Here is an 18,055-nt window from a genome sequence, read left to right on the forward strand (position 1 = left end):
ACGCCTCCATGCAGACGACTGGAAAAGCTCATGAGTGACGAAAAAAGACAGGCCGCGCTGGATTATCATGCCAAGCCGATTCCCGGCAAATTGTCCGTCGAACTGACCAAGCCTACCGAGACATCGAAGCATTTGTCCTTGGCCTATAGTCCTGGCGTAGCCGAGCCGTGCCGAGAGATCGCCAAGGATGTAGAAAACGCCTATCTGTATACCGGCAAGGGCAATCTGGTGGCGGTGGTCTCTGACGGCAGCGCGATCCTCGGCCTGGGTAACCTGGGTCCGTTGGCCAGCAAGCCGGTCATGGAAGGTAAGGGTGTGCTGTTCAAGCGCTTCGCGGGTATCAACTCTGTGGACATCGAGGTCGATGCCGAGAGTCCGCAGGCTTTCATCGATACCGTGGCCCGCATCGCCGATACTTGGGGCGGTATCAATCTCGAGGATATCAAGGCGCCGGAGTGCTTCGAGATCGAGCAAGCGTTGATCGAGCAGTGCAATATTCCGGTCTTTCACGATGACCAGCACGGCACGGCTATCGTCACGGCGGCAGGGCTGCTCAATGCCTTGGATATCGCCGGCAAGCGCCTGGAAGACGCCAAGATCGTCTGCCTGGGAGCGGGCGCGGCGGCCATCGCCTGCATGAAGCTGCTGGTCTCGTGTGGCGCCCGCGCCGAGCATATCTACATGCTCGACCGCAAAGGCGTGGTGCACAGCGAGCGTGACGATCTCAATCAGTACAAGGCGATGTTCGCCACCGAGACGTCGCGACGTACGCTGGATGATGCCATCGAGGGGGCCGATGTCTTCGTGGGATTGTCCGGCCCCAATCTGCTCAAGCCGGAGCAACTCCAGCGCATGGCCGCGAATCCGGTGGTGTTTGCGTGCTCCAACCCCGACCCCGAGATTCATCCGGACGTGGCCAACGAGACCCGCGACGATGTGATCATGGCCACCGGGCGCTCCGACTACCCCAACCAGGTCAATAACGTGTTGGGCTTTCCCTTCATTTTCCGGGGAGCGCTGGACGTTCGCGCCACGCGTATCAATGAAAAAATGAAAGTCGCGGCCGTGCATGCCCTCAAGGACCTGGCGCGTGAGCCGGTGACCCGCGAGGTGCTGGATGGCTATGGTATCGAGTCGCTGGAGTTCGGGCGCGGTTACATCATTCCCACGCCGCTGGACTCCCGGCTGCTCGACCGGGTTGCCTCGGCGGTGGCACAGGCGGCAGTGGATAGCGGTGTGGCGCGTAAGCCCTATCCGGCACATTATCCGTTGACCAGCATCAAGGACGTTTACGGGCCGATATAGTCGCGCGCCTAACAGGCAGGATATCGAAGGGCCGCTCCTGGAGCGGCCCTTTTAGGTTATGGGGCGTGGTGTGTCGGCGTCACCAGCTGTAGAGCAGTGACATCGAGGTGGTGCGGTCGGTGTTGGCTTCGGCGTCGTCCGGCGGATTCGTGTTGTTCTTGACCTCAAAAGACATTTTGAGCGCCAGGTGCGAATTGAGTTGGGAGGTCAGCGACGAAATCGAACGTGTCGTGGTGTTGGGCTCGGCCGCCTCGATGGAAAGGGCTTGCTCGAAGTAGGCCCCCTCCGAGATGTTCCAGCGATAGTCGAGCGCGGCGTAGGCCAGACCGAGGTCATTGTCCTTGCCGCCCTGGTAGGCGTCGTGACGATAGCCGGGGCCGAATTCCGTGGAAAACGTGTGTGTCGGGCCGTCGAGCCACTGGCGGCCATAGCCGCCGATGGTGGTGAACTGGTAGTCATAACCGCTGAAGCGGTCCTTTTCCCAGCGCCCGAAGCCGAACAGGTAGTGAGGGCCTTTCAGTTCATAACGCTCACGGCCACCCAGCAGGTACTGTTCGGTACTGGTTTCATCGTTTTCCTGAACGCTGCGCGTCTCGCCGCGCAGCGTGTGTGTATGGCGACCCGTCAGCCAAGTGAGGCGCCCCTTGGCGAGCAGCGTCCGGCTGTTGCTGTTACCGGAGAGGTGGGTATAGCCGAGTTCGGCGTCGCCGCTCATCTTGGGGGTATCGTCTTGTGGTGCGGGGGGTGCGTAGAACAAGTCGGCGTGCACCGGGAGTGCACCGCCGAGTAGCATGACGAGCAATAACCATTGCGAGCCTCGCGACACGAGCATGGTGGATTCCCTTCAGAAACGGTTCTCGGTCGGTGGTGTGGGAGCTGGCGCGCTCATGGGGGTGGCCGTCGAGGCCACCCATGGAGAGTCACTAGAAAATGGCATCGTAAGTGCCGGTCCCTTGGGAGCCGCTGCTGTTCTCGAGTTCGGGCTGAATCGAACGCGGCTTATAGTCGGGCAGGTTGTCCTCTCGGAAGATTTCCTGCATGCCCCCCGGCTGGTCATTATGCAGGCGTAGCCCGGTTTCAGGGTCGATGCGAACCTTGACGATATCGTCGGGGCGCGAAGGCATGCTTTCGGGCTGGCCTTGAAGCGCTTGGCCCATGAACGATTTCCAGATCGGCAAGGCGGCTTGCGAGCCGTATTCCCCGGTTGTGCTGTTGTCGTCCTTGCCGACCCAGACGGTGGCCACCAGGTCGCTATTGAAGCCCGAGAACCAAGCGTCGCGTTGATCGTTGGTGGTGCCGGTCTTGCCGACGATATCGGGGCGATTGAGCTCCAGGGCGCCGCGTCCCGTGCCCTTCTCGATGACGTCACGCATCATGTCGCGGATGATGTACATCTCTTCGGGCGTGGCCACGCGCTCGGCGATGCGGCGGGTTTCGCCGTTGATTGCGACGGTCTTCTGGTCGGGGGCGCACTCCCGGCATGCCACCACGGGATTGGCTTCCTCGATCAGCTTGTCCTGGCTGCCTTTGGTGATCGATTGGATATACCACGGCGCGACCTTGAAGCCGCCGTTGGCTAGAACGGCATAGGCATTGGCCATCTCCAGTGGGGTCAGCGAGGCGCTGCCCAGTGCCAAGGACAGGCCGTGGGGGAGGTGTTCCTTGGTGAATCCGAAGTTCTCAAGGAACGTCAGAGTGTTGTCCAGCCCCAGCGATTGCAGGACTCGGATAGTCACCAGGTTGCGTGACTCATAGAGCCCGACGCGTAACCGGGTGGGGCCACGGAACTCGCCTTCGGCGTTTTCGGGACGCCATTTGCCGCCCATGTCCGACATCACCACCGGGGCATCGTTGATGATGGTGGCGGCGCTCATGCCGTTGTGCAATGCGGCAAGATAGATGAAAGGCTTGAAGATCGAGCCGGCCTGGCGCTCGGCCTGAATGGCGCGGTTGAACTTGCTCGCTGAGAAGTTGAAGCCGCCCTGCAGGCCGCGAATGGCGCCTGTCTGCGGATCCATGACGACGATTGCGGCCTGGGCGCCGGGGATCTGGGAGAGACGCCAGTCGCCGTCGTCGGTCTGCATGACGCGGACGAGATCGCCACGTTGAGCGATGGCGCCGGCATTGGCAGGCACCTTGCCGCGCCATTCGGCACTGTGATACGTACGTGCCCAGTCAAGCCCGTCCCAGCCGAGTGTGACCACGCCATCGTCACGCGTCAGAACACGCATCTGGCGACCGTCCGTGCTCACCACGATGCCCGGTTCCAGGGGGCCGAGCCGGGGCGTGCGGTCGAGCACCTTGACCCAGTTGCTGACATCGCCATCGACACCTTCGATTGTCTGCTCGCTACTCTTGGCGGCTTGGCGTGCGGTTTTCATGACCTCGGGGGATTCGGACAGCTCTTTCTCTAGGCCCCGGGGCGCAGTGTTTTCCTGGGCTTCCACCAAGCTCGAAGGGATATCGGTTTTTTCCGGGCCTCGCCAGCCATGCCGGGTGTCATATTCGATCAAGCCATTCACGAGGGCATTTCGTGCGAGGGACTGGAGGCGGCTGTCGATGGTCGTGGTGATCTTGATATTGTCGGTGTACGCATTATCGCCGAATCGGTTCACAGCGTATTGGCGTGCCATTTCGGCGACATAGGATGCATTGACCTCATACTGCGAGTACGCCTGATGCGCCGTGATCGGTGCCTTGACGGCGGCCTGGTACTGAATGGGATCGATGAAGCCCAGCTCGCGCATGCGCAGCAATACCCAGTTGCGGCGAATCAGCGAGCGCTCGGGGTTGCTCAAGGGGTTGAGCGCCGAGGGTGCCTTGGGAAGCCCCGCCAGCATCGCCAATTGCGGCAGATCCAGTTTCGCGAGGGGTTTGTCGTAATAGCTTTTGGCAGCGGCACCGATACCGTAGGCACCATTGCCGAGATAGATCTTGTTGACGTAAAGCTCGAGTATCTGCTGCTTGCTGAGCACCTGTTCCATCTGCAGCGACAGCAGGATCTCGCGGATCTTGCGCGTGAACGTTTGATCCAGAGTAAGCAAGTAGTTACGTGCCACCTGCATGGTGATGGTGCTACCCCCCGACTGGATATTGCCGCTGATGGCAAGTTCCAGCGCTGCGCGTGCGAGTCCCTTGGGGTCGATGCCGGGGTGTTCGAAGAAACTGGCATCCTCGGCGGCCAATAGGGCGTCGATGTAGGATTGGGGGATGTCGTCGTAGCTCACGGGCGTGCGGCGCTGATCACCGAACTCACCGATCAGCTTGTCGTCACGCGTGTAAACGCGCAGCGGGGTCTGTAGTTCGAAGCCTTGTAGTTGGCGAACGTCGGGCAAGCCCGGCGCGAAGTAGATACCGGCGCCGATGATGGCTAGTACGCAGCCCAGCCCCAAAGACACAATTAGCCATAGAATGGACGTTAACAAGCGTTTGAAAAGCTTCATGAAAAGGCGTTTTCCGTCGTCTTGGGTGGCGGTCTGGCCGCGATGAATGGTGCAATCCGTTGCCGTCGGTATTATAAGAACGCAGCCGCATGGGGGCTAGCGTTGATGCAAATCGACTGTCACGGCAGTATGCATAATGTAACCTTACGCAATGTGGCGTGCCTCATACGATAGTGTGGCATGCTGACAATAAAGCGGCTTGCCTCGGCACAGGGGCAGCGGGTTGGCTCGACGAATGACAAGACCGAGCGCCACGCCACGCCGAAGAATATCGCAGGGGTATGACAGTGTGGCGGTTTAAAAAGTCCCAGCAAGGCCTGGTAGGGGTGGATATTACCTCGGCCACCGTCAAATTGATCGAGCTCGATCGCGCGGGGGTGGGCCAGCGTATCGCCAGCTATGCCGTTCGCCCTTTGCGTGAAGGCGCGGTGGTGGAGCGGCGCATTCGCGATCTCGACGAGGTGGCCGCGACGTTGACGCGCGCGGTCGAGCATGCGCGTCCGCATTCACGGCGTGCGGTGGCGGCGGTGCCCGCCAGTGCCACCATCACCAAGACACTGACGTATCCGGTTACCCTAAGCGACGACGAGATCGAGGCCCGCATTCAGCTCGAGTCCGAGCGCCATATCCCGTTTCCACTCAATGAGGTGGCCTTCGATTTCCAGCGCCTGGGACTCAACGCGCGTTATCCCGACCAGCAAGATGTCTTGCTGGTCGCGTGTCGCCTGCAGGACGTCGACCACCTTGCCGATGTCCTTCGCCGTGCCGGTCTCGAGCCCGCCGCGGTTGACGTGGAATCCTTCGCCATGGAGCGCGCGGCCAGCAAGCTGCTGCGAGACGAGACGACGTCCGGCCAGGTAGGAGAGTGTGCCGCGCTGGTCGACATCGGTGCCAACATGAACGCCTTCCATGTGCTCATCGATGGGCGCATCGCCTATACCCGCGACAACGTATTGGGCGGTCGTCATCTGACCGAGGAAATCCGCAAGCGCTATGGCTTGAGTCTCGAGGAGGCGGGGTTGGCCAAGAAGCGCGGCGGCTTACCCGAGGATTATGAACATGAAGTGCTGTTGCCCTTCATCGATATGCTGATCCAGCAAGTCGGCCGCTCATTGCAGCTTTATCACACCTCGGGCAAGCCCCGTGACATTCAACGTCTGATTTTGGCGGGCGGCTCGAGTGTCATCCCGGGGCTGCGAGAAAGGCTCGAGGCGCAAAGCGGACTGGAGGTGGTGATGGCCAATCCGTTCGAGCGCATGCGCGTGGCGTCGCGCGTCGACGTGCAGGCGCTCGCCAGTGATGCGCCGGCGATGCTCACCGCGTGTGGTCTGGCGATGAGGGGGCGGCGATGAGTATCGAAATCAACCTGTTGCCGTGGCGAGAGGCGCATCGACAGCGGCGCACGCGGCGCTTCTATATGGGACTGGTGGGCGTGACGGCACTGGCGCTGATTTGTGCCTTGGGTGTGGCGCGCTGGTACCAGGCCGGTATCGACGCCGAGCGCGGCCGCCTCGCGCTGATCGAGCGCCGCATGGAGGCACTCGAACAAGATATCGCCACGGTCAAGGACTATCGCGCATTGCGAGAGCGGATGCTCGAACAGATAGGCCTGATTCGGGAGTTGCAATTCAGCCGCCCGCAGACGGTGCGCATCTTCGATCAGTTGGCGGCGACCCTGGCCGAGGGTGTGTATTACGACCGCCTGATACGCAAGGGCGATCGACTCGAACTCAGTGGCCTGGCGCGCTCCAACCGGCGTGTGTCCGAGCAATTGCGACAACTCGCGGCTTCGCCGGTTTTCGCCACGCCGGCACTTTCCAGCGTGCAGTCGAGCGACGGTGATGCAGCGGTGAAGCGTTTCCAGCTCAGTGTCGAGGCGCGAACGCCTCGTCGTGATGCCGAGGAGGCGCCATGAGTCTGCGTTCACAGTGGCGACAGCTGCGCGAGGTCGAATGGCGCGACCTGGACCTCAAGGAGGCCGGCACGTGGCCGGCGCTGCTGCAGGCGATGTGCCTGGTGGCGCTGTTTTTGACCGTCTTCTGGGTTGCCCAGTGGTTCTTCGCGGCGCCTAGCCAGGCGACCCTCGAAAGCTTGCAGGAACGCGAAGTCGAACTGCTCCAGGAATACGAGAGCCGCGCTTATCAGGCAGCGAACCTAGAGCAGATGCGTATGCAGATGGCGGAACTCGACAAACGCATGCAGACATTGCTGGAGATGCTGCCTACCGACACAGAGGTGCCCGCGTTGCTGGATGATATCAGCGATGCGGCTCAGGCCCATCGGCTTGCCATCGAGTCGATTAGGTTGCGCTCCCCGGTGCCAAAAGACTTCTACGTCGAACAGCCCTTCGATATTCAGGTGCGGGGCGGCTATCACGATATCGCTGCTTTCCTGGCCAACGTGGCGGCGTTGCCGCGTATTGTTACCTTGCATGACTTCTCGCTAATGCCTGTGGACGATGGCGATACGCTGCGCCTGTCGCTGCTGGCACGTACCTACAGCTATCACGAAGACGCCGAGCCCAAGGCTGGGGAGCGTGATAATGAGTGAGTGGCTGGCGAATTGTCGGTGCTGGCGTGGTCTGCTGGCAGGGTTGGCCGCCTTGGTGTTGCTGAGCGGTTGTCGCGATGCGGAGCTGAGCGCCCTGGAAGCGCGTCTGGACGATCTGCGTCAACGTCCGGAAGGTAGCATCGAGGCGCTCCCGCCTCCACCAACGTACCGCACGGCGCAGTATACGCAGGCCCAACAGCGCAGCCCGTTCAATGCCGAACGCCGCATGCAAATGGAGAGTGCGATCTCATCGCAGGGTAATGGTCCCGATCGTCAGCGCCCTCGCGATCCCCTGGAACGCTTCCCGTTGGAGCAGCTTGAACTGGTGGGAACCTTGACGGTGGACGGGCGACCATCGGCCTTGATTCGCGCGCCTGATGGCAACGTCTACCGTCTTTTCGAGGGTGACCATCTGGGGACCGATTTCGGGCGTATCACGTCGATTGATGACGCGGGCGTCGAACTGGTCGAGCGGGTGCGTGATGGCGGAAGCGCCTGGCGTCAGCGGCGTCGTACCCTGGCATTCAACGAATCATCGCAAGCCGCCGAGTGATGGCGGATGCGTACAGGCAGGAGAATTACATGATGCGAACGCTGCGCGACTGGCTGGTCGGCGGGCTCTTTCTCGCAGGATTAGTCGTCTGTGCCCAAGTACAGGCGGCGACGTTGACGTCGCTCGAGTTCGCCCAGCGCGAGGACGGCGGGGTTGATGCGTTGCTGGACTTCGATGGGCCGGCGCCAGTGGCGAATGGCTATCGAAGCACATCACCGCCGCGGGTCGTTCTCGATCTGCCGGAGACGAGCAGCCGTCTCGAACGACAACGTTTCGAGGTGGGTCAGGGCGGCTTGCAGGAAGTACGAGTGGCCGAGACACCTGCGCGTACGCGCCTGGTCTTCGACCTGGTCGAGGCCCTGTCCTATTCGACCCAGCGTCAGGGGCAACGTCTGCGTGTACGCCTGGGGGGCGATGCCGGAATGCCTAGCGACACGGCCCCGAGCATCCGCGACTTCGATTTTCGGCGCGGCGATAGCGGTGGCGGGCGCTTGGTGGTTACGCTCGACCACGGCGACGTGACGCCGCAAACGAATACCCAGGGCGATACTTTGACGGTGACATTGCCCGATGTACGTCTGCCTGAAGAATTGGACAGCATCCTCGACGTCAGTGATTTCGATACGCCGGTGTCGCGCATCGTGCCCCATGAGGGCGATGACGGGGTGACGTTGACGTTCGACAATCGCGAGGATTTTCAGCACCTGGTCACGCAGCGCGGCGACAAGCTGATCGTGGAGGTGCAGCCGCGCGCTGAGGAGGCACGCACGTCATCGGACGGCACACAGACATATGATGGCAAGCCGATCAGCCTCAATTTCCAGAATATTAAAGTACGCGAAGTATTGTCGGTACTCTCCAATTTTAGCGGGGTCAATATTGTCGCCAGCGATAGCGTCAATGGCAGCGTGACACTCAATCTCGATCAGGTGCCCTGGGATCAGGCGTTGGCCTTGATTCTCAAAAGTCATGGACTGGCGAGTCGGCGCCAGGGCAATGTGATCATGGTCGCGCCCGCTGGCGAGCTGGCGCAGATGGAGCAGCAGACGCTTGAAAGCCGTGAGTTGGCTCCTTTGGAGACCGAATACGTGAAGGTGCGCTACGCCAAGGCCACCAATCTGGCGGAAATGCTGCGTGGCAGTGAAGGTTTCGGTCTGCTGTCCGAGCGTGGACGCGTGGTGGTCGACGAGCGGACCAACACCTTGCTGGTGCGCGATACTCCCGAGCAATTGGCCGGCATCCGCAACATGCTTGACAAGCTCGATGTGCCAGTACGTCAGGTCCAGATCGAAGCACGCATCGTCATCGCCCGCGACACCGCCTCCCGGGAGTTGGGCGTCAATTGGGGCATCTCGCAACGCGAGGGGGTCAGCTTCGACGAGAATGGCGTGGGCAGCGTGGTCGATCGCAATCCCAGCGGCGCCAATCAAGCCTCCGCCGGGCTATCCGTCGACCTGGGCGATAGCGATGGCAGCGGTTCCACCTTCAGTTTCGGGTATCTCTCCGGGGATGTGTTGCTCGATCTGGAGCTGCGTGCTTTGGAAAGCGAGGGCAAGAGTCAGGTTATCTCTCAACCCAAGGTGATTACCGCTAATCAGAAGAAGGCGGTGATCAAGCAAGGGCAGGAAATTCCCTACGAGGAAGCGACCTCATCCGGGGCCACCAGCGTGGAATTCAAGGAGGCGGTGCTGTCGTTGGCCGTGACGCCACAGATCACGCCCGATGGCAGCATCGTCATGGACCTGCTGATCAATAACGACACCGTCTCCGATACTAGTTACGGTGCCGGCGCGCCGGCAATCGATACCAATTCCATCGAGACCCAGGTGCTGGTTGATGATGGCGAAACGGTGGTGCTGGGCGGCATACTGACGTCTCAACAATTGCGTAATCTTTCCAAGACGCCGTTGCTCGGTGATTTGCCGCTCATCGGTTCGTTGTTCCGCTATACCCAGGAATCCAACGAAAAGGTAGAATTGTTGATCTTCATTACCCCCAAGATCATCGGAGACGAACAGGCGAATCGCTGATGCAGGGTCTGCCCACGATCATCCTCGTCGGCCCCATGGGCGCGGGGAAAAGTACCATCGGACGCCTGCTGGCAGCCGAATTGAAACGTGCGTTTTTCGATAGCGATCACGAAATCGAGGCGCGCTGCGGCGCCAATATTGCCTGGATTTTCGATGTCGAGGGCGAGCGCGGCTTTCGCGATCGCGAAACGGCCATGCTGCGTGAACTGGCAGGCCGCGAAGCCATCGTTCTCGCCACCGGCGGTGGCGCGGTGTTGCGCGAAGACAACCGCCAGACGTTGCGCGAGCGGGGCACGGTGGTGTATCTGGCGACCTCGGTCGAGCAGCAGATTCGGCGCACGGCTCGCGACCGCAATCGCCCGTTATTGCGTCATGGTGACCCTGAACAGGTGCTGCGTGAGCTGTTTGCCAAGCGCGATCCGCTTTACCGTGCCACCGCCGACCTGACGGTGCGCACCGATCGGCGCGGCCCGCGGGCGGTGGTCAACGAGATCATCCGCCGTACCAAGCGTTTGTCCGATCCACTCGATCTAAAGGCTTGAACATGACCGCTTCGTCCGCATTGCCGTATCAACGTCTGCATGTCGAACTCGACGCGCGGCGCTATCCCCTTCATGTGGGGCCGGGGTTACTCGATGACCCGGACATGCTGGTGCCCTACCTAGCCGGGCAGCAGGTAATGATCGTCACCAATGAGACGGTGGCGCCGCTGTATCTCGAGCGGCTCAAGCGCACGCTGAGCGGTGACGAGCGCGACGTGCGCGAGGTGATCCTGCCTGATGGCGAGCACACCAAGACCCTGGCCAGTGTCGAGCGCATCTGGGACGCGCTGCTGGCGGCGGGGTTCAATCGGCGTTGCACGCTGGTGGCGCTCGGCGGCGGGGTGATCGGCGACATGGCCGGCTATGCAGCGGCGTGCTATCAGCGCGGCGTGGCCTTCGTGCAGGTGCCGACGACCTTGCTGTCGCAGGTGGATTCTTCGGTGGGCGGCAAGACCGGCGTCAATCATCCGCGTGGCAAGAACATGATCGGCGCCTTCTGGCAGCCGCGCGCGGTACTGATCGACACCGATACGTTGCTCACGTTGCCGAGTCGAGAGCTATCCGCAGGGCTCGCCGAGGTCATCAAGTACGGCCTGATACAAGATGTCGACTTTCTCGTCTGGCTGGAAGCGCGCATGCCGGCGCTGCGCGGGCTCGATGTCGAGGCGCTCACCGAGGCCATCCTCAGAAGCTGCGCCATCAAAGCCGAGATCGTCGCCCGCGACGAGACAGAACAGGGGCAGCGGGCGCTGCTCAACCTGGGGCATACCTTCGGGCACGCCATCGAAGCGCATCAGGGCTACGGCAGTTGGTTGCACGGTGAGGCCGTGGGTACGGGAATGGCGATGGCCACCGAGCTTTCGCGACGCCTCGGCTGGCTTTCCGTTGATGATGTGGCGCGCGTCGAAACGCTCATTGCGCATGCCGGCCTGCCGGTGACGGCGCCCGCTTCGATGAGCGCCGAGGATTTTCTTGCCACCATGCGGTTGGACAAGAAAAACATCGACGCGCGGTTGCGTCTGGTGTTGCTGTCACGGCTGGGCGAGGCCTGTGTTTACGACGCGACGCCGCCCGACATGCTCGATGCGCTGCTCGCGGACTTCCCCCGTAGTTGATCCCGCTCGGCCTTGCCCGACCATGACGCCTGCCTCTCCTTCGGCAGGCGTTTTTGGTTGTGCCGCAGAGGCCGCCTGCGCGTTTGTGCGTTGGCGACTTTCGCGCGACAATATGCCTGTATCGGCATGCCTCATGCAGGATCGGCATGAGATTGGGCTATACTTTAGACTAAAGTCGAGTGTTTCGCGTTTCAAACGTTCAATCTTGCTAACGCGTTGACATGTCAGGGGTTTTGGCGAGACTTTGTGGCTAACCCCGCGATTTTGCGCAGCTTTGAGGCCACACGGAAGGTAGTGGAATTGCTTGAGTGAGGGCCAGGGGCTATGCTGGTCGACCTTTTTCACCCCCGATGCGTCACCGAATGACGTGCTTTTCGACCTTCAAGAATAAAAGAAAACCGTTAAGCATAACACGATTATTTCTGGACACAAGTTTTCAAAAATTGTGAGGCACGCCCATGATGAGAGGCCTTCACCAGCCTGGCGAGTTCCGTGACAACTGCGGCTTCGGCCTGATCGCCCATATGGAAGGGCAGGCGAGTCATGACCTGCTCAAGACCGCGATCGAATCCCTGACCTGCATGACCCACCGCGGTGGTATCGCCGCCGATGGCAAGACCGGCGATGGCTGCGGTCTGCTATTCAAGATGCCCAGTGACTTCATGCGTGCCGTGGCCAGCGAGGAGTTGGGCGTCGTGCTGGGCGAGCGCTTCGCCGTGGGGAGTGTGTTTCTGCCCGATGACGATGCGCGAGAGGCGTATGCGCGAGAGGTACTCGAGGCGCAACTGACGGCGCGTGGTTTGCGTGTCAGCGGCTGGCGCGAGGTGCCCACCGATGCGTCGGTGTGTGGCCCCATGGCCCTGGAGTGCCTGCCGCGCATCCGTCAGGTTTTCGTCGAGGCCGATGGCGAGCGCGACGCCCAGGCGTTCAATGTCGATCTGTTCATGGCACGGCGTTATGCCGAGCAAGCGCTGAAGGACGAAGACGACTTCTATATCTGCTCGTTGTCCTCCGAAGTGGTGTCCTACAAGGGCCTGATGATGCCTGCGGACCTGCCCACCTTCTATCGGGATCTGGGCGATGAACGGCTGCACACGGCGATCTGTGTCTTCCACCAGCGCTTTTCCACCAATACCGCGCCGCGCTGGCCGCTGGCGCAGCCTTTCCGTTTCCTGGCGCACAACGGTGAGATCAACACGGTCGAAGCCAATCGCGGCTGGGCCAACGCGCGCAAGGAAAACTTCCTGTCGCCGTTGCTGCCGGAAATCACCGAGCTCGACGAGATCGTCAATACGTCGGGTTCCGACTCCTCGAGCATGGACAACATGCTCGAGGTGTTGCTGACCGGTGGGATGGATCTCTACAACGCCATCCGCATGATGGTGCCGCCGGCGTGGCAGAACGTCGAGACGATGGATGGCGATCTACGCGCCTTCTACGAATACAACTCCATGCACATGGAACCGTGGGACGGCCCCGCCGGTCTGGTGATGACCGATGGCCGCCATGCGGTGTGCATGCTTGATCGTAACGGGCTGCGCCCGGCGCGTTGGGTGATCACCGAGAACGGCTATATCACCCTGTCCTCCGAAATCGGCGTCTATGACTACAAGCCCGAGGACGTCATCGCCAAGGGCCGTGTGGGCCCGGGGCAGATCCTCGCCGTGGACACCCACACCGGCGAAGTGCTGCACACCCCGGATGTCGACGAACGTCTGCGCTCGGCGTATCCCTATCGTCGCTGGCTGAAGCAACATGCGCATTATCTGGAGTCCGCGCTGACCGAGCTGGCGCGTTTCCAGCCCATGGCCGGCGACAAGCTCAACGTTTACCAGAAGATGTTCCAGGTAACGTTCGAAGAGCGCGATCAGTTGCTGCGTCCGCTGGCCGAGGGCGGCCAGGAGGCGGTGGGCTCGATGGGCGACGACACGCCGATGGCGGTGCTGTCGCGTCATGGACGCTTGCTGACCGATTACTTCCGGCAGAAGTTCGCCCAGGTCACCAACCCGGCCATCGATCCGCTGCGCGAAGCGATCGTGATGTCGCTGGAAACCTGCTGCGGCGCAGAGTTGAACGTCTTCGAGGCGACCCCCGAACACGCGCATCGCCTGATCCTGACCACGCCGGTACTCTCGCCGCGCAAGTTTACCGCGCTGATTAATCAGGAGGATCCGGCATTCGCCAGCCATACGCTGAGCCTGAGTTACGACCCTGAGCGCGATACGCTCAAGCAGGCGCTGCTCGGATTGTGCCAGCGGGCCGAGGACGCGATTCGCGAGGGCAAGGTGATCCTGGTGCTCTCGGATGCCGATCTGGAACGTGGCAAGTTGCCGATTCATGCCGTGCTGGCGGTGGGGGCGATCCACCACCATCTGGGCCGCAAGGCCTTGCGGCCGCGCGTCAACCTGGTGGTCGAGACCGGCTATGCCCGCGATGCCCATCAGATGGCGGTGCTGTTCGGCGTGGGGGCCACGGCGGTGTATCCGTATCTGGCCTACCAGGTCATGGCCGACATGCATAACACCGGAGAGTTGACCGGCAACCCGGCGGACGCCCGAGAGAATTACCGCAAGGGTCTGCAAAAGGGGCTTTACAAGATCCTCTCCAAGATGGGGATCTCGACGCTGGCCTCCTATCGCGGTTCGCAGCTGTTCGAAGCGGTGGGATTGTCGTCTGAAGTCATGGACATGTGCTTCACTGGCATGGCGTCGCGCATCGAGGGCGCCGGCTTCGCCGAGCTGCAGCTGCAGCAGGAGCTGCTGGCCCGCGATGCCTGGATCCCTCGCAAGGGCATTCGTCAGGGCGGTCTGGTGAAGTACGTGCACGATCATGAATACCACGCCTATAACCCGGACGTGGTCATGCAGTTGCAGAGTGCGGTGCAAAGCGGCGACTACGCCAAGTGGAAGCAGTTCGCACAGACCGTCAATGAGCGTTCGGTGGCCACCCTCCGTGACCTGCTCACGCTCAAGCCGGCCCCTGAGCCGTTGTCGCTCGACGAGGTCGAGCCGGTCGAGAACCTGCTGCCGCGCTTCGATAGCGCCGGGATGTCGCTCGGCGCGCTGTCGCCGGAGGCCCACGAGGCGATGGCGCAAGCCATGAACGAGACCGGCGGACGCTCCAACTCCGGTGAGGGCGGCGAGGACCCGGCACGCTACGGGACCATTCGCTCCTCGAAGATCAAGCAGGTAGCCTCCGGGCGCTTCGGCGTGACGCCGGCGTATCTGGTCAATGCCGAGGTGCTGCAGATCAAGGTCGCGCAGGGCGCCAAGCCCGGCGAGGGCGGCCAGTTACCCGGGGGCAAGGTCAACGAACTGATCGCTCGACTGCGCTATGCGGTGCCCGGGGTGACGCTGATCTCGCCGCCGCCGCATCACGACATCTATTCCATCGAGGATCTGGCACAACTGATCTTCGATTTGAAGCAGGTCAACCCGGCGGCCCAGGTCTCGGTCAAGCTGGTCTCCGAGCCCGGCATCGGCACCATCGCCACCGGCGTGGCCAAGGCCTACGCCGATTTGATCACCGTCTCCGGCTATGACGGCGGCACTGCGGCGAGTCCGCTGACCTCGATCAAGCATGCCGGCAGCCCTTGGGAACTGGGCCTGCCCGAGGTGCATCAGGCGCTGCGTATCAACAGCCTGCGTGACAAGATTCGCCTGCAGACCGATGGCGGCCTCAAGACCGGCCTCGACGTGGTCAAGGCGGCGATTCTCGGCGCCGAGAGTTTCGGCTTCGGCACGGCACCGATGGTGGCGCTGGGGTGCAAATACCTGCGTATCTGCCACCTCAACAACTGTGCCACCGGCGTCGCGACCCAGCATCAGCATCTGCGCGATGAGCATTTCCGCGGCACCGTGGACATGGTCAAGCACTATTTCCGCTTCATCGCCGAGGAGGTTCGCGAGCTGATGGCATTGCTCGGCGTGCGTCAGCTCACCGATCTGATCGGGCGTACTGATCTGCTCGAGATTCTCGAGGGCGAGACGGCGTCGCAGCGCAAGCTCGACTTGGTGCCGCTGTTGCAGAACGATCACGTCCCCGAGGGGGCGCCGCAGTTCTGTCAGGTAGGTCGCAACGAGCCGCACGACCCGGGCGCCAAGAATCAGGAAATGCTGGATGCCTTGTTGCCCGCCATCGAGGCCAAGTCGGGCGGCGAGTTCCATCTGCGGATCACCAACTGCGACCGCAGCGTGGGGGCCCGAGTGTCCGGCGAGATCGCCAAGCGCTACGGCGAGAGCGGGCTTGAAGACGCGCCGATCACCACGCGTTTCACCGGCGTGGCCGGGCAGAGCTTCGGGGTGTGGAACGCGCGTGGCCTGCAGCTCTATCTCGAAGGTGATGCCAACGATTATGTCGGCAAGGGCATGAACGGTGGCAAGGTGGTCATCGTGCCGCCGCGTGAAAGCCGCTTTGAAAGCCACAAGACGGCGATCATCGGCAACACCTGCCTGTACGGCGCGACGGGCGGCAAGCTGTTCGCGGCGGGCACGGCGGGCGAGCGCTTCGCGGTGCGCAACTCCGGCGTGCATGCGGTCATCGAGGGCGCCGGCGATCACTGCTGCGAATATATGACCGGCGGCCTGGTCGCCGTGCTCGGCGAGACCGGCATCAACTTCGGGGCGGGCATGACCGGCGGGTTCGCGTATGTGCTCGACGAAGATCGCACCTTCGTTGACAAGTACAACCACGAACTGGTCGAGATCCATCGCATCAATACCGAGGTCATGGAGGCCTATCGGCGCCACCTGCGGGAGATGATCGAGGAATACGTCGCCGAAACCGGTTCCGCCCGGGGCGAGGCGATTCTCGAGGACTTCTCTGACTTCATCCGCCATTTCTGGCTGGTGAAGCCCAAGGCAGCAAGCCTCAACGGCCTGCTGGCCGAATCCCGTCGGCGGCCCGAATGAGCCGGACTTCCAGGTACCAGGAGAGACGATCATGGCAAACCGTCTGAATAACGATTTCCAGTTCATCGATGTCGGCCGGCAGGACCCCGAGAAGAAGGAGGCGCGCGCTCGCGCGCGCGAGTTCGCCGAGATATATGAGCCTTACAAGCCCAGCGAGGCGGCGAGCCAGGCGCATCGCTGTCTGGATTGCGGCAATCCGTATTGCGAGTGGAAGTGCCCGGTCCACAATTACATTCCCAACTGGTTGAAGCTGGTCAGTGAGGGCAACATCCTCGAGGCGGCGGAGATGTCTCACCGCACCAACTCGCTACCCGAAGTGTGCGGCCGCGTGTGCCCGCAGGACCGCCTCTGCGAGGGTGACTGCACGCTGAATGATGGCTTCGGCGCGGTGACCATCGGCTCGGTGGAGAAGTACATCACCGACACGGCTTTCGCCATGGGGTGGCGCCCGGACATGTCCAAGGTCGAGTGGACCGGCAAGCGCGTCGCGGTGATCGGTGCCGGCCCGGCGGGATTGGGCTGTGCCGACATTCTGGTGCGTAACGGCGTCAAGCCGGTGGTGTTCGACAAGCATCCCGAAATAGGCGGGCTGCTGACCTTCGGCATTCCCGAGTTCAAGCTCGAGAAGAATGTCATGAAGCGTCGCCGCGCGGTGTTCGAGGAGATGGGGATCGAGTTCCGCCTGGGCGTGGAAATTGGCGGCGATGTGTCCCATGAGGCGCTGCTCGACGAATTCGATGCCGTGTTCATGGGCATGGGCACCTACAAGTACATGGAAGGCGGTTTTCCCGGGGAGGATCTGCCGGGTGTCCACAAGGCACTGGATTTCCTGGTCGCCAACGTCAATCACTGCCTGGGCTTCGAGAAGGACCCTGACGATTACGTGTCGCTCGAGGGCCAGCGCGTGGTAGTGCTGGGCGGCGGCGACACGGCGATGGACTGCAATCGCACCTCGATCCGTCAGGGGGCGGCGAGTGTGACCTGCGCTTATCGTCGCGATGAGGACAATATGCCGGGATCGCGCAAGGAGGTGGCCAACGCCCGCGAGGAAGGCGTGGAGTTCCTGTTCAACCGCCAGCCGGTGGCCATCGTCGGCGAGGACAAGGTCGAAGGCGTCAAGCTGGTGCGCACGCGCCTCGGCGAGCCGGATGCCAACGGGCGTCAGCGCCCTGAGGTGGTGCCGGGGTCGGAAGAAGTGTTCGCCGCCGACGCGGTGATCATTGCCTTCGGCTTCCAGCCCAACCCCGCCGATTGGTTCGACACGGTGGGTATCGACCTCGACGAGCGCGGTCGCGTCAAGGCGCCGGCACAGGGGGGCTTCGCCTTCCAGACCAGCCATGAAAAGATCTTCGCCGGTGGCGACATGGTGCGTGGCTCTGACCTGGTGGTCACCGCCGTCTACGAAGGCCGTCAGGCCGGTGAGGGTATCCTCGACTACCTTGGCGTCTGAACCCCGAGCCACGGGCTGCGAGCCTCGAGCAGGGTGGCGCCATCATTCTGCTCGAAGCTCGAAGCTCGAAGCTCGAAGCTCGAAGCCCGAAGCCCGAAGCCCGAAGCCCGAAGCCCGAAGCCCGAAGCCCGAAGCCCGAAGCCCGAAGCCCGAAGCC

At 62.1% G+C, this 18,055-nt stretch carries 12 protein-coding genes; 10 read left to right on the plus strand and 2 right to left on the minus strand.

Translation table 11 applies throughout. From position 1 onward, the window contains the following. Positions 1 to 30 precede the first annotated feature (30 nt). On the plus strand, positions 31 to 1,305 hold the full coding sequence (locus RVY79_RS14985; RefSeq protein ID WP_317465196.1) for a malic enzyme-like NAD(P)-binding protein: 1,275 nt from the start codon (positions 31 to 33) through the stop codon (positions 1,303 to 1,305). A 79-nt stretch (positions 1,306 to 1,384) separates the two neighbouring features. Here the strand turns inward: RVY79_RS14985 and RVY79_RS14990 are convergent, their stop codons facing one another. Continuing rightward, a complete protein-coding gene (locus RVY79_RS14990) occupies positions 1,385 to 2,137 on the minus strand; it encodes a DUF481 domain-containing protein (RefSeq protein ID WP_317465198.1) in 753 nt (250 codons plus the stop codon). 91 nt (positions 2,138 to 2,228) lie between these two features. Further along, a complete protein-coding gene (locus RVY79_RS14995) occupies positions 2,229 to 4,748 on the minus strand; it encodes a penicillin-binding protein 1A (protein WP_317465200.1) in 2,520 nt (839 codons plus the stop codon). Between the two features lie 281 nt (positions 4,749 to 5,029). On the opposite strand from RVY79_RS14995, the gene pilM reads away from it, so the two are divergent. The 9 genes from pilM (at position 5,030) to RVY79_RS15040 (ending at position 17,898) form a co-directional block, all read left to right on the plus strand. Beyond that, positions 5,030 to 6,100 carry a type IV pilus assembly protein PilM gene (gene pilM / locus RVY79_RS15000; RefSeq protein WP_317465201.1) on the plus strand — a complete coding sequence of 357 codons (1,071 nt, stop codon included), beginning with the start codon at positions 5,030 to 5,032 and terminating at the stop codon, positions 6,098 to 6,100. Then, a complete protein-coding gene (locus RVY79_RS15005; protein WP_317465202.1) occupies positions 6,097 to 6,663 on the plus strand; it encodes a PilN domain-containing protein in 567 nt (188 codons plus the stop codon). The genes pilM and RVY79_RS15005 overlap by 4 nt, the downstream gene beginning before the upstream one ends. Then, positions 6,660 to 7,298: a type 4a pilus biogenesis protein PilO gene (locus RVY79_RS15010; protein ID WP_317465203.1), complete on the plus strand. Its 639-nt coding sequence runs from the start codon at positions 6,660 to 6,662 to the stop codon at positions 7,296 to 7,298. The genes RVY79_RS15005 and RVY79_RS15010 overlap by 4 nt, the downstream gene beginning before the upstream one ends. After that, positions 7,291 to 7,851 (plus strand): pilus assembly protein PilP, encoded by a 561-nt coding sequence (locus RVY79_RS15015; RefSeq protein WP_317465204.1) that lies wholly within the window; start codon positions 7,291 to 7,293, stop codon positions 7,849 to 7,851. Before RVY79_RS15010 ends, RVY79_RS15015 begins: the two co-directional genes overlap by 8 nt. A 29-nt stretch (positions 7,852 to 7,880) precedes the next feature. After that, positions 7,881 to 9,881: a type IV pilus secretin PilQ gene (gene pilQ, locus RVY79_RS15020; RefSeq protein WP_317465205.1), complete on the plus strand. Its 2,001-nt coding sequence runs from the start codon at positions 7,881 to 7,883 to the stop codon at positions 9,879 to 9,881. Beyond that, on the plus strand, positions 9,881 to 10,423 hold the full coding sequence (aroK, locus tag RVY79_RS15025) for a shikimate kinase AroK (protein WP_317465206.1): 543 nt from the start codon (positions 9,881 to 9,883) through the stop codon (positions 10,421 to 10,423). Before pilQ ends, aroK begins: the two co-directional genes overlap by 1 nt. A gap of 2 nt (positions 10,424 to 10,425) precedes the next feature. Beyond that, complete coding sequence (gene aroB / locus RVY79_RS15030; RefSeq protein WP_317465207.1) at positions 10,426 to 11,538, plus strand: 3-dehydroquinate synthase; 1,113 nt, start codon at positions 10,426 to 10,428, stop codon at positions 11,536 to 11,538. A gap of 458 nt (positions 11,539 to 11,996) precedes the next feature. After that, entirely contained in the window at positions 11,997 to 16,448 is a 4,452-nt protein-coding gene (gltB, locus tag RVY79_RS15035; RefSeq protein WP_317465208.1) for a glutamate synthase large subunit, read from the plus strand. A 31-nt stretch (positions 16,449 to 16,479) separates the two neighbouring features. After that, positions 16,480 to 17,898: an FAD-dependent oxidoreductase gene (locus RVY79_RS15040; protein WP_317465209.1), complete on the plus strand. Its 1,419-nt coding sequence runs from the start codon at positions 16,480 to 16,482 to the stop codon at positions 17,896 to 17,898. The last annotated feature ends 157 nt before the right edge of the window (positions 17,899 to 18,055 follow it).

The organism is Chromohalobacter sp. HP20-39 (genome assembly GCF_033052815.1).
Classification (GTDB): Bacteria; Pseudomonadota; Gammaproteobacteria; order Pseudomonadales; family Halomonadaceae; genus Chromohalobacter.

What these genes read in the sequence shown, in the direction of transcription:
- RVY79_RS14985 (WP_317465196.1), top strand. Translation starts at nt 31, where the DNA reads ATGAGTGACGAAAAAAGACAGGCCGCGCTGGATTATCATGCCAAGCCG.
- RVY79_RS15005 (WP_317465202.1), top strand. Translation starts at nt 6,097, where the DNA reads ATGAGTATCGAAATCAACCTGTTGCCGTGGCGAGAGGCGCATCGACAG.
- RVY79_RS14995 (WP_317465200.1), bottom strand. Translation starts at nt 4,748, where the DNA reads ATGAAGCTTTTCAAACGCTTGTTAACGTCCATTCTATGGCTAATTGTG.
- RVY79_RS14990 (WP_317465198.1), bottom strand. Translation starts at nt 2,137, where the DNA reads ATGCTCGTGTCGCGAGGCTCGCAATGGTTATTGCTCGTCATGCTACTC.
- RVY79_RS15015 (WP_317465204.1), top strand. Translation starts at nt 7,291, where the DNA reads ATGAGTGAGTGGCTGGCGAATTGTCGGTGCTGGCGTGGTCTGCTGGCA.
- gltB (WP_317465208.1), top strand. Translation starts at nt 11,997, where the DNA reads ATGATGAGAGGCCTTCACCAGCCTGGCGAGTTCCGTGACAACTGCGGC.
- RVY79_RS15040 (WP_317465209.1), top strand. Translation starts at nt 16,480, where the DNA reads ATGGCAAACCGTCTGAATAACGATTTCCAGTTCATCGATGTCGGCCGG.
- pilM (WP_317465201.1), top strand. Translation starts at nt 5,030, where the DNA reads ATGACAGTGTGGCGGTTTAAAAAGTCCCAGCAAGGCCTGGTAGGGGTG.
- RVY79_RS15010 (WP_317465203.1), top strand. Translation starts at nt 6,660, where the DNA reads ATGAGTCTGCGTTCACAGTGGCGACAGCTGCGCGAGGTCGAATGGCGC.
- pilQ (WP_317465205.1), top strand. Translation starts at nt 7,881, where the DNA reads ATGATGCGAACGCTGCGCGACTGGCTGGTCGGCGGGCTCTTTCTCGCA.
- aroK (WP_317465206.1), top strand. Translation starts at nt 9,881, where the DNA reads ATGCAGGGTCTGCCCACGATCATCCTCGTCGGCCCCATGGGCGCGGGG.
- aroB (WP_317465207.1), top strand. Translation starts at nt 10,426, where the DNA reads ATGACCGCTTCGTCCGCATTGCCGTATCAACGTCTGCATGTCGAACTC.